The organism is Blastococcus sp. OS1-29, from assembly GCF_057628075.1.
The window spans coordinates 703,832-715,218 of the sequence record NZ_JBXXJK010000001.1 but is presented as its reverse complement, the minus strand read 5'-3'; the positions used below and the strand labels follow the sequence as shown (position 1 = coordinate 715,218).

Sequence of the window (11,387 nt, the reverse complement as noted above, 5' to 3'; positions counted from 1 at the left end):
CCGCTACTCCCCCGACCGTGCCGGGGCGTCCACCACCGAGGTCGCGAGGGTCGCACCGGGGATCGCGTTGAGCAGTGCCCGCGTGTACTCCTGCTGCGGGTTCTCGAACACCGTGTCGGTGTCCGCGTGCTCCACGAGCTTCCCGCTCTGCATCACGCACACCTGGTCGGCGATCTGCCGGACGACGGCGAGGTCGTGGGTGATGAACAGATAGGTGAGACCGAGCTCGGCCTGCAGCTCCGACAGCAGGTCGAGGATCTGCGCCTGCACCAGCACGTCGAGGGCGGAGACGGCCTCGTCGCAGACGACGACCTCCGGGCGCAGGGCCAGCGCACGCGCGATCGCGATGCGCTGGCGCTGACCGCCGGACAGCTCGTTCGGGAACCGGCGCATCACCGACGGCGGCAGCGACACCCGGTCGAGCAGCTCGCGCACCGTCGCCTCGCGGGACCGCTTGTCGCCCACGTCGTGCAGCCGCAGGGGCTCCTCGATCGTGCGGTAGATGCTGTACGTCGGATCCAGGGAGCCGTAGGGGTTCTGGAAGATCGGCTGCACCCTGCGGCGGAAGGCGAACTGCGCCTTGCGGTCGAAGCTGGTGACGTCCGCGCCGTCGAAGAGCACCCGGCCCTCGGTGGGCTCCTGCAGCCGCAGCACCATCTGGGCCAGCGTCGACTTGCCCGAGCCCGACTCCCCCACGACCGCGGTCGTCGTCCCCCGGCGGACGGAGAAGGACACGTCGTCGACGGCCTTGAAGTCACCTGCCCGACGGCCGGCGCCCCGGAGCTTGTAGACCTTCGTCAGGTTCTCGATCCTGAGGATGTCGGCGCCCGTGACGGCCGCGGCGGCGGTGGCGCCGCCGTCGGCCACCGCGGCGTCGGCGACCTGCTCCGCGCGCTCCACGACCTCCGCACGGGCGGCGGCGGTGTCGCTGCGCCGGGCCACCAGCGACGGCGCCGAGGCGACCAACCGGCGGGTGTAGGGGTGCTGTGGGGCGGTCAGGATCTTCCGGGCGGGCCCGGACTCCACGACCTGCCCCTTGTACATGACGACCAGGTGCTCGGCGCGCTCCGCGGCGAGGCCCAGGTCGTGGGTGATGAGCAGCACCGCGGTGCCGAGCTCTGCGGTCAGCTCCTCGAGGTGGTCGAGGATCTGCCGCTGGACGGTGACGTCGAGGGCGGACGTCGGCTCGTCGGCGATGAGCAGCTTGGGCCGGGCCGCCAGCCCGATGGCGATCAGCGTGCGTTGCCGCATGCCTCCGGAGAACTCGTGCGGGTACTGCTTGAGTCGGCGCTCGGCGTCACCGAGACCCGCCTCGGTCAGCAGCTGCGCGGCCTGCTTCTTGGCCTCGGCGCCCTTGGCCCGGCCGTTGGCGCGCAGCGCCTCGGCGACCTGGAAGCCGATCTTCCACACCGGGTTGAGGTTGGACATCGGGTCCTGCGGCACGAGGCCGATGGCGTCCCCGCGGATCCCCTCGAACTCCCGGGGGCTCAGCTTGGTGAGGTCGCGGCCCTGAAACAGGATCTGGCCGCCGGTGACGTGCCCGGTACCCGGGAGCAGGTCGATGATCGCGTGCGCGGTCGTCGACTTTCCCGAGCCGGACTCCCCCACGATGGCCACCGTCTGCCCGGCGTGGACGACGAGGTTCGCCTTGCGGACGGCGGGCACGTCCTTGCCGCGGGCCGACCGGAAGCTGACGTCGAGGTCGACGATCTCGAGCAGCGGCGCGGAGGGATCGACGGGCGTCTGCACCGACGAGGAAATGGTGTCGCTCATCTCTTCCGTGACTTCGGGTCGAGGGCCTCGCGCACGGCGTCGCCCAGCATGATGAAGCTCAAAACGGTGACCGACAACGCCGCGGCCGGGTAGAGCAGCACCGACGCGTTGGAGCGCAGGACGTTCTGCGCCTGGTTGATGTCGCCGCCCCAGGACACCGTGGTGGCCGGGTTCAGCCCGATGCCGAGGAACGACAGCGTCGCTTCGGCGCCGATGAACGCGCCGAGCGACACGGTCGCGACGACGATGACCGGCGGTAGCGCGTTGGGTAGCACGTGCCGCAGCAGCACCTTCATCCGCGACGCGCCGAGCGCGGTGGCGGCCGTGACGTACTCGGCGCTGCGGACGGAGATGACCGAGCCGCGCATGATGCGGGCGACCTGGGGCCAGCCGAACACGGCGAGCACGAGCGCGACGACGATGACGGTCTTGTCCGCGAACGCCTGCATGGAGGTGATGGCCGCGAGCAGCAGCGGCACGGAGTAGAAGATGTCGGTGATGCGGGCGAGGACCGCGTCCAGCCAGCCGCCGTAGAAGCCGGCGAGGGCGCCGATGGTCCCGCCGATGAGCACAGTGAGCGTCGTGCTCAGGACGCCGACGCTGACCGAGGCGCGGGCCCCGTAGACGACGCGCGAGTAGACGTCGCAGCCCTGCAGGTCGAAGCCGAACGGATGGCCCGAACGCCCTCCGCCGAGGCTGTTCTGCAGCACGCAGTGGCGAGGGTCCTGGCCGGTGAACAAGCCGGGGAAGACGGACACGACGATCAGCAGCAGGATGATCAGCGCCGAGAAGACGAACAACGGGCGCCGCCGCAGCGTGCGCCAGGCCTCGAGCCACAGACCGCCGGGTGGGGTCGACTCGTCCACCTGATCGGTGTCCGCCAGAGGGGTCTCCTCCAGGTCGGCGACGAAATGGACCTGTTCGGCCCGGAGTGCGCTCTCAGACATAGCGAATCCTCGGGTCCAGGACGGCGTAGAGCAGGTCGACGAACAGGCTGGCGAAGATGTAGACGATCACCAGCACCGTGACGATCGAGACGACCGTGGGGCCCTCACCCCGGATGATCGCTTGGTACAGGGCATGGCCGACGCCGGGAACGTTGAAGATGCCCTCGGTGATGATCGCGCCGCCCATGAGCACCCCGATGTCGGCGCCGAGGAACGTCACGGGCGCAATCAGCGAGTTCCGCAGCACGTGCGTGGTGACGACACGGCGACGGGACAGGCCCTTTGCCGTCGCCGTGCGCACCCAGTCCGCCGTGATGTTCTCCGTGACCGAGTCGCGGGTCAGGCGCAGCACGTAGGCGAACGAGATCGAGCCGAGGACCAGCGCCGGGACGATCAACTGCGCCCAGGGGGCCTCCGGCCCCACGGTCGGCCTGATCCAGCCGAGCTTGACACCGAAGACGATCTGCACGATGAACCCGATGACGAAGATCGGGACGGCGATGACGATCAGGCTGGCCACCAGAAGGGTGGCGTCCAAGAAGCCGCCCCGACGCAGGCCGGCGATCAGCCCTGCCCCGATGCCGAAGACCGCCTCGAAGAGCAGTGCCAGGAGTGCCAGCCGGATGGTGACCGGGAAGGCCTGCGCCATGACGTCGATGACCGGGCGGCCCGAGTAGGACGTGCCGAAATCAAGGGAAAGAATTCCCTTGAGGTAGATGAGGTACTGGACGATGAACGGCTGGTCGAGGTGGTACTGGTGTCGCAGCTGGTTGGCTACCCCCGGGGCGAGCTGCCGTTGCCCGGACAGCGCCGCGACGGGGTCACCGGGTAGCAGGAACACCAGGGCGTAGACCAGCAAGGTCGCGCCGAAGAACACGGGCACCAGCTGTAGGACCCGTCGTCCCACGTACCAGCCCACCAGGACCTCCTCATCGTGCGCGCTCGTCGTGGGAGCGCGCAGGCGCATTCTCGTCGTGCGAGTCCGCAGGTGTGAATCTACGACCGTGGCAGGCACGGCCGCCTGCCGGTACCGCCTCTGATCATGGTTGCGGGGTGGGGTCCAGTGGACCCCACCCCGCACCGTTGCCGACGGTCAGACCGTCAGGCGGTTACTTCTTGGCGATCGCGTAGTACAGCGGGTCGGAGTCCCAGCCGATCTGGACGTCGGACACTGCCTCGCCGTAGCCACCCGTGACGTTGGAGTACCACAGCGGGATCGCCGGCAGGTCCTTGAACAGGATGGCCTGCGCGTCGTTGAGCAGCTTGTTCGACTCGTCGATCGTCTTGGCCGAGGCGGCCTCGTCGATCTTCTTGTCCAACTCCGGGTTCGAGTAGTCCCCGTCGTTCGCACTGGCGCCGGTGTAGTACAGCGGCTGGATGAAGTCATACAGACCGGGGTAGTCGGCCTGCCAACCGCTACGGAATGCGCCGGTGATCGTGCGGTTCGTGACGTCGGTCCGCAGCGCCGCGAACGTCGGGTACGGCTTGCCCTGCGCGTCGATGCCCAGCGTGTTCTTGATGCTGTTGGTCGTCGCGTCGACCCATGCCTGGTGACCACCGTCGGCGTTGTAGGCGATGGAGAAGGTGCCGCTCCACGGGGAGATGGCGTCCGCCTGCTTCCACAGCTCCTTGGCCTTCGACGCGTTGAACTTCAGCACGTCGTTGCCCTTAAGGTTCTTGTCGTAACCAGCGATCGTCGGGGACGTGAAGTCCGTGGCCGGCGTGCGGGTGTTCTGGAAGATCGCCTTGGTGATCGTCGGGCGGTCGATGGCCATCGAGATCGCCTGGCGGCGCAGCGCGCCTTCCTCACCGGAGAAGTGGGGCAGGTTCTGCGGGATGGTGAAGGACTGGAAGATGGCAGCCGGCTGGTTGACGGCACGGTCGCCCAGGTCCTGCTCGAACTTGCCGAGCGCGCTCGGCGGCACGGCGTCGAGGACGTCGAGGGTGCCGGCCAGCAGGTCGTTGTATGCCGCCTCCTGCGTCTGGTAGAAGACCAGCGAGATGCCGCCGTTCTTCGGCTTGCGCGGACCATCGTAGTCGGGGTTCGGCACCAGATCGATCTTGACGTTGTGCTGCCACGCCGTCGGCGACTTCAACATGTACGGCCCGTCGGAGGCCGGGGCCTCACCGAACTTCGCCATGTCGGTGAAGGCTGCATCGGGCAGCGGGTAGAAGGCGATGTAACCCAGCTGCAGCGCGAAGTCGGCCTGCGGGCGTGAGAGCTTCACGGTGAAGTGCGTGTCGTCGACGACGGCGAGGCCGGACATCGTCTGGGCGGTCGGCGGGTCGGCCGAGACCGCGTCGTAGCCCTCGATGGGCGCGAAGAACGAGCTCAGCAGGGCGGCATTGGTCGAGAGGGCGCCCCAGTTCCAGGCGTCGACGAAGTTCTTCGCCGTCACTGCAGAGCCGTCCGACCACTTCTGGCCGCTCTTGATCGCGATCGTGTAGTTGGTCTGGTCCTTCGTCTCGATGGACTCGGCCAGGTCGTTGTGCGGCTCGCCCTTGGCGTCGTAGTACACGAGGCCGGACATGATCGACGAGAGGATCTTGGAGCCGCCCTGCTCGTTCGTGTTCTGGGGAATGAGCGGGTTCTGCGGCTCGCTCGAGTTGGCGGTCACGATCCCCTGACCGCCGGCGCTGCTCTCGCTCTTGCCGCTGGAGCCCGAGTCACTGTTGCTCGAGCACGCTGTGAGCAAGAGGGCCGCGGCGGCCGCGGCCGCCAGGCCACGACCTATGCGGGTCGATACCGTCATCCTGCGTCTCCTAAAAATACTGGGCTCGTCCGAGCCCGGTTGGGTGCATCGATACTGCGCCCGCTCCCGGTCGGACCACGGAAGCGTTCCGGTCGACCGGTCCGAGTGGGCGCCTGCAGAGGGGCGCGACTAGTGGCACCGCTCGCACGACCTCCGACTCACCATCGATGAGAAGTCCGGGTCATGGGACCCAAGGCTGCTCACTGTGACGGGGTGGACCCTAGGCACCGTCGGAAGCGGTAGTCCACCGCCGTCATTCATTTGTGACCTGAAGTTGATGGCACTGCGACAACCGCAACATCCACACCGCACGACCCAGGAACCCGTCGTGTTTCCCGCGGAAGTGACGTGTGGGACGAGGGTTTCCAGGGCGGCCACGATCAGGCGTGTCGCATGGCGCCGAGCGGGTAATGCACACAAGACCTGGCACCGCGACGAAGGGAAACATCACGATGAGTGGCATCGACAAGATGAAGAACAAGGCCGAGGAGCTGGGCGGCAAGGGCAAGGAAGCCGTCGGCGACGCGACCGACAATCGGGACCTCGAGGCAGAAGGCAAGGCCGATCAGGTCAGCGGGAACCTCAAGCAGGCCGGCGAGAAGGTCAAGGACGTCTTCAAGTAGGCCGCACCCCGAAAGTCAGCCACGACCGGACGCCGCACCCGCCAGGGATGCGGCGTCCGTCGCCGTCCCGGGGGACTTTCTGTACACAAAGTTCCCTCGTCCGGAGGACTCAGCAGGACTCAGCTGGCGGACAGCGGCTCCGCCAGAGCCGCGGCGATGCGCGCGACGACGGCGCCCATGTCCCGGAGATCCGCAGCGCTGAGGCGGATCACCCGCCAGCCCGCGTCCACGAGCTATGGATCGCAGATACACCCGCGCATGGTGGCTGTCCCCAGCCGCCGGCCGTGGTCGTTGTCCACAGCTCCGACGGTTTGTGCACTGACCGCCGCGACGGTCAGTGCACAAACCGCCGGGGGGTCAGAGGCGGGTGAGGAGGGTGCGGACGGCGGGGAGCAGGGGGCGGTCCGCGTCGATCCAGGCCAGGGCGTCGAGTTCGTCGGCGCGCACCCAGCGCAGGGCCGCGTGCTCGTGCGCGACGGGCGCACCGCCGGCGAGCCGGGCCCACCACACGCGCAGGGTGGATACGCCGGGCGCTCCACCGCCGACGACGCCGTCCAGCAGCACCTCACCGAGAAATGCCTGCGGCACGATCTCCGTCCCCAGCTCCTCGGCGATCTCGCGCACCAGCGCCGACAGGTCGGACTCCCCCGGCTCCACCTTGCCGCCCGGAAACTCCCAGCGGCCGTCGTAGGGACCACCGGACCGCTGAGCGACCAGCACCCGGTCGCCGTCGACGATCGCCGCGCCCACCACCTGGACGACGTCGAGGGCCGCCCGCGCCGCCGCCGCGGCGTACGCGTCCAGATGGCTCTGCATCGCCCGCAGGATCCGCCGGCGCAGCACGACCTGGTCGACGAACCCGCCGAGCAGACCGGGCAGCGACGTCGCCCAGTCCACCTGCTCGTCGACCTGCGTGCCGGCACCGGTGGCGGAGAACCGCCGCGAATGGGTCAGCCACCGCCAGCCGCGGCCGGGCGTGACCGCGTAGACATCGCGCTCGGGCCGGACGGAGACGACCTCCTCCAGCGGCGCGTCCCACGGACGCCCCAGCGCCCGGGCCACGTCGAACGCCACGGTCAGCGGGGCCTCCACCACAGTGGTGAAACGCAGCTGGAACACGGCTCCACCCTCCCAGAGCAGGCATGATCGAGCCCGTGCGCATCACTGCCCGGACCGACTACGCCGTGCGAGCGGCCCTCGAACTCGCGGCGGTGACGCCCGAAGCGCTGACCTGCGAACGCATCGCGACGGCGCAGGGCATCCCGTCCCGCTTCCTGCAGGCCATCCTGGGCGACCTCCAGCACGCGCGGCTGGTCACCAGCCAGCGGGGACGGGACGGCGGCTACCGCCTGGCCCTCCCGCCGACGGAGATCTCCATCGCCCGCGTCATGCGCGTCGAGCAGGGATTCCTCGCCGACGTCCACGGCAAGCGGCCCGAGGACGTCGAGTACCCGGGCGCCGCGAGCACCCTCGGGACCGTCTGGGTGGCCGCCCGCGAGGCCTACCGGCAGGTGCTCGAGGAGGTCACCCTCGCGGACGTCGTCGCCGGGCGGCTGCCGGAGCGCGCCGCCGCGCTGGTCGCGATGGAAGCGGCCTGGCACTCGTTCGGCGCCGCGCACTGACCCTCGGGCGGGCGCCGTCCGCCGGTGCTGGAGACTGGTGCGCATGCAGGGCGTGACCGTCTTCCTGACCGGGCTCTCCGGGGCCGGGAAGTCCACCGTCGCCGATGCGCTCGTCGCCCAACTGGAGGCGGAGGGGCGGCCGGTGACGGTGCTCGACGGCGACGTCGTCCGCACGCACCTGTCCAGCGAGCTCACGTTCTCCCGGGAGCACCGCGACCTCAACATCGCGCGCATCGGCTGGGTGGCCGGGGAGATCGTCAAGCACGGCGGCACCGTCGTCGTCGCGGCGATCGCACCGTACGAGGCGGCGCGGGAGGCGGCCCGTCAGCTCGTCGAGAAGCACGGCCCGTTCGTGCTGGTGCATCTGTCCACACCCCTCGAGGTGTGCGAGCAGCGCGACGTGAAGGGCCTGTACGCGAAGGCGCGCGCCGGGGAGATCCGCGAGTTCACCGGGGTGAGCGATCCGTACGAGCCGCCGGTACGGGCCGAGGTCGTCGTCGACACCTCGATCACCCCCCTCCCGGAGGCCGTGACGCGGATCCGCGCAGCCATGGCGGAGTGAGCGGTTCCACCGATCGACGGGGGCCGGAAGCGCCGCAGGATGTGAGACCATTGGCGGCGTGACGGATCGCGGCAGCCTCCTCGTCGCGCGTCTGCACGTCGACCTGGCGCGCGTGTCCAGCGCCGCCTGTCGCTCTCAGCGCTGAGACCAGATTTCCCGCGCGACTCTCCGCGTCCCCGATCTGCAGCGCCCCATTGCACGGCCGGCGCCGTGCGTGGTGAGCGCAGGAAGAAGTTCGACCGTGACCACTCCCCGCACGAGCACCCGTCCGCAACGAGGGCAGGGCCAGTGGGCTCTCGGCTATCGAGAGCCGCTGAACCCCAACGAGCGGATGAAGAAGGACTCCGACGGCCTCGAGGTCCGCGAGCGGATCCTCGACATCTACGCGCAGAGCGGCTTCGACGGCATCGATGCCGGAGACCTCCGCGGCCGGATGCGCTGGATGGGCCTCTACACCCAGCGCGCCCAGGGCATCCCGGGCGGCAAGACCGCCCTGCTGGAGCCCGAGGAGCTCGAGGACTCCTATTTCATGATGCGGGTGCGCACCGACGGCGGGGCGCTGTCCAGCGACCAGCTGCGCGTGCTCGGCGGCATCAGCACCGAGTTCGGCCGCGACATCGCCGACATCACCGACCGGCAGAACATCCAGTACCACTGGATCCGCATCGAGGACGTCCCGGAGATCTGGAACCGGCTCGGCGCCGTCGGGCTGACGACGACCGAGGCCTGCGGCGACACCCCCCGCGGCATGCTCAACTGCCCGCTGGCCGGCGTCCTCGCCGACGAGGTGCTCGACGCCAGCGACGTGATGGCGCAGACCGTCGCGCGCTACGTCGGCGACCCGGCGTTCAGCAACCTGCCGCGCAAGTGGAAGACCTCGATGTCCGGCTGCGCGGACCACTGCACCGAGCCGGAGCTGGACGACGTCTCGTTCGTGGGTGTTGTCAACGCCGACGGCGAGGCCGGGTTCGACCTGTGGGTCGGCGGCGGCCTGTCGACCAACCCGAAGTTCGCGCACCGGATCGGCGTCTTCGTCCGGCCCGACCAGGTGACCGACGTGTGGGTGGGCGCCACCTCCATCTTCCGCGACTACGGCTACCGCCGGCAGCGCAACCACGCGCGGATGAAGTTCCTGATGGCCGACTGGGGCCCGGAGAAGTTCCGCCAGGTGCTGGAGGACGAGTACCTGAAGGAGCCGCTCCCGGACGGTCCGGCGCCGGCTCCCGCCGCGCACGACCAGCGCGACCACGTCGGCGTCGCCAAGCAGAAGGACGGCGCCAACGCGCTCGGTTTCGCCCTGCGGACGGGCCGCATCACCGGCACGGTGCTCACCCGGATCGCCGATCTCGCCGACCGGTACGCGGCGGGCCGCATCCGGACGACGACGCAGCAGAAGATGGTCATCCTCGACGTCCCCGACGAGAACGTCGAGACCCTGGTCGCGGCGCTGGCCGAGCTCGACCTGCTCGTGCGCCCCAGCGCCTTCCGCCGCGGCACCATGGCCTGCACCGGCCTCGAGTTCTGCAAGCTGGCGATCGTCGAGACCAAGCAGCACGCGCAGGACCTGTACGCGGAGCTGGAGAAGCGGCTGCCGGACTTCGACGAGCCGATCGGCATCAACGTCAACGGCTGCCCGAACAGCTGCGCCCGCTTCCAGACCGCCGACATCGGCTTCAAGGGCTCGATGGTGCGCGACGACAGCGGCGAGATGGTGGAGGGTTTCCAGGTTCACCTGGGCGGCCACCTGGGCGGCGCCGACGCCGCGTTCGGGCGCAAGTTCCGCGGCCACAAGGTGACCAAGGCCGAGACCGCGGATTACTGCGAGCGCGTGCTGCGCGGCTACCTCGACCGTCGCGAGCCCGGCGAGCGGTTCGCCGCCTATGTGGCGCGCGCCGAGGAGAGCTGGCTGCTGTGACTGAGGAGACGGGCGGACGGTCCCGGCAGCTGCCGGTCTTCCACTGCCCGTACTGCGGGGACGAGGAGCTGACCCCCCACGGGGAGAACGGCTGGCGCTGCGGCGCCTGCCTGCGGGCCTTCACGGTCCGCCTGATCGCGACAGGGGTGAAGGAGTGACGATCGCCGTCCTGCCGACGCCGGAGCTCGCGGCCGAGGCGAACGCCCGGTTCGAGGGCATCGCCGACCCGGTGGAGCAGGCGCTCGCCGTCCTCCGCTGGGCCGGGGAGTCCTTCGGCGAGGGCTTCGCGATCACGTCGTCCATGGCCGACGGGCTGCTCTCCCACCTGGCGAGCCGGGTGATCCCGGGGGTGAACGTCGTCTTCCTCGACACGGGCTACCACTTCGCGGAGACGATCGGCACCCGCGACTGGATCACGTCGGCGCTGCCCATCACCCTGGTGAACGTCACCCCGCCGCAGACCGTCGCCGAGCAGGACCTGTCCTTCGGGGCGAGGCTGCACGACCGCGACCCCGACCTGTGCTGCGAGATGCGCAAGGTCAAGCCGCTGGCCCAGGCGCTCGCGGGCTACGTGGCCTGGGGGTCGGGCGTGCGGCGGGACGAGTCGGAGAGCCGCGCCGGCACCAGGCTGGTCGACTGGGACGCCAAGCGCGGGATGGTCAAGGTCAACCCGATGGCCGGCTGGACACAGGACGTGGTCGACGCCTACGTCGTCGAGCACCAGGTGCCGGTCAACCCGCTGTTCGAGCTGGGCTACGGGTCGATCGGGTGCGAACCCTGCACCCGGCCGGTCGCCCCGGGCGAGGACCCGCGTGCCGGCCGCTGGGCCGGCCGAGGGAAGACCGAGTGCGGCATCCACACCTAGTCTGATCGGCGGCAGGATGGCGGCATGCCCCGTCCCCCGCGCCTGTCCCCCGACGAGATCGCCGCCGCGCTGCCCGGACTGCCCAGGTGGTCCGGGGACGGCGACGGCCTCTCCCGCACCGTCGAGCTGCCCACCTTCCGCGACGCCGTCGACGCGATCGTGCGCATCGCGGACGTCGCCGAGGAGCTGGACCACCATCCGGACGTCGACCTGCGCTGGCGCACCCTGCACCTGACGCTGGTCAGCCACTCCGCGGGCGGCGTGACCGAACTCGACCTCGAGCTGGCCCGCCGGATCGACGCCCTCCTCCCGAGCGGCGGTTAGTGC

General features: G+C 69.8%; 13 protein-coding genes. 8 read left to right on the top strand and 5 right to left on the bottom strand.

Going from position 1 to position 11,387, the window contains the following annotated elements; genetic code table 11:
• Window positions 1-3: 3 nt before the first annotated feature.
• From AC2H4J_RS03535 to AC2H4J_RS03520, 4 genes are all read right to left on the bottom strand, one after another.
• The gene (locus AC2H4J_RS03535) at window positions 4-1,773 is read right to left on the bottom strand and encodes an ABC transporter ATP-binding protein (protein WP_487463442.1); all 1,770 of its coding nucleotides are present in this window, start codon (window positions 1,771-1,773) and stop codon (window positions 4-6) included.
• Window positions 1,770-2,720 (bottom strand): ABC transporter permease, encoded by a 951-nt coding sequence (locus tag AC2H4J_RS03530; protein ID WP_487463441.1) that lies wholly within the window; start codon window positions 2,718-2,720, stop codon window positions 1,770-1,772. Before AC2H4J_RS03530 ends, AC2H4J_RS03535 begins: the two co-directional genes overlap by 4 nt.
• Complete coding sequence (locus AC2H4J_RS03525) at window positions 2,713-3,639, bottom strand: ABC transporter permease (RefSeq protein WP_487463440.1); 927 nt, start codon at window positions 3,637-3,639, stop codon at window positions 2,713-2,715. Before AC2H4J_RS03525 ends, AC2H4J_RS03530 begins: the two co-directional genes overlap by 8 nt.
• A 190-nt stretch (window positions 3,640-3,829) precedes the next feature.
• Window positions 3,830-5,473: a peptide ABC transporter substrate-binding protein gene (locus tag AC2H4J_RS03520; RefSeq protein WP_487463439.1), complete on the bottom strand. Its 1,644-nt coding sequence runs from the start codon at window positions 5,471-5,473 to the stop codon at window positions 3,830-3,832.
• A gap of 452 nt (window positions 5,474-5,925) precedes the next feature.
• On the opposite strand from AC2H4J_RS03520, the gene AC2H4J_RS03515 reads away from it, so the two are divergent.
• Window positions 5,926-6,096, top strand: a complete 171-nt coding sequence (locus AC2H4J_RS03515) for a CsbD family protein (protein ID WP_487463438.1) — start codon at window positions 5,926-5,928, stop codon at window positions 6,094-6,096.
• Between the two features lie 357 nt (window positions 6,097-6,453).
• Here AC2H4J_RS03515 and AC2H4J_RS03510 read toward each other — a convergent pair whose 3' ends face one another.
• Window positions 6,454-7,215 (bottom strand): (deoxy)nucleoside triphosphate pyrophosphohydrolase, encoded by a 762-nt coding sequence (locus AC2H4J_RS03510; protein ID WP_487463437.1) that lies wholly within the window; start codon window positions 7,213-7,215, stop codon window positions 6,454-6,456.
• A 35-nt stretch (window positions 7,216-7,250) separates the two neighbouring features.
• On the opposite strand from AC2H4J_RS03510, the gene AC2H4J_RS03505 reads away from it, so the two are divergent.
• The 7 genes from AC2H4J_RS03505 to AC2H4J_RS03475 all read left to right on the top strand — a co-directional run bounded on the left by AC2H4J_RS03505 (window position 7,251) and on the right by AC2H4J_RS03475 (window position 11,384).
• On the top strand, window positions 7,251-7,718 hold the full coding sequence (locus tag AC2H4J_RS03505) for an RrF2 family transcriptional regulator (protein WP_487463436.1): 468 nt from the start codon (window positions 7,251-7,253) through the stop codon (window positions 7,716-7,718).
• A 43-nt stretch (window positions 7,719-7,761) separates the two neighbouring features.
• Complete coding sequence (gene cysC / locus AC2H4J_RS03500) at window positions 7,762-8,280, top strand: adenylyl-sulfate kinase (RefSeq protein WP_487463435.1); 519 nt, start codon at window positions 7,762-7,764, stop codon at window positions 8,278-8,280.
• Window positions 8,281-8,338: 58 nt separating this feature from the next.
• Window positions 8,339-8,425, top strand: coding sequence for a putative leader peptide (locus AC2H4J_RS03495; protein ID WP_487463694.1), 87 nt, complete (start codon window positions 8,339-8,341; stop codon window positions 8,423-8,425).
• Window positions 8,426-8,521: 96 nt separating this feature from the next.
• The gene (locus AC2H4J_RS03490; RefSeq protein ID WP_487463434.1) at window positions 8,522-10,195 is read left to right on the top strand and encodes a nitrite/sulfite reductase; all 1,674 of its coding nucleotides are present in this window, start codon (window positions 8,522-8,524) and stop codon (window positions 10,193-10,195) included.
• A complete protein-coding gene (locus AC2H4J_RS03485) occupies window positions 10,192-10,353 on the top strand; it encodes a hypothetical protein (RefSeq protein ID WP_487463433.1) in 162 nt (53 codons plus the stop codon). The genes AC2H4J_RS03490 and AC2H4J_RS03485 overlap by 4 nt, the downstream gene beginning before the upstream one ends.
• Complete coding sequence (locus AC2H4J_RS03480; protein WP_487463432.1) at window positions 10,350-11,060, top strand: phosphoadenylyl-sulfate reductase; 711 nt, start codon at window positions 10,350-10,352, stop codon at window positions 11,058-11,060. The genes AC2H4J_RS03485 and AC2H4J_RS03480 overlap by 4 nt, the downstream gene beginning before the upstream one ends.
• Window positions 11,061-11,084: 24 nt before the next feature.
• Window positions 11,085-11,384 carry a 4a-hydroxytetrahydrobiopterin dehydratase gene (locus AC2H4J_RS03475; RefSeq protein WP_487463431.1) on the top strand — a complete coding sequence of 100 codons (300 nt, stop codon included), beginning with the start codon at window positions 11,085-11,087 and terminating at the stop codon, window positions 11,382-11,384.
• Window positions 11,385-11,387 lie beyond the last annotated feature (3 nt).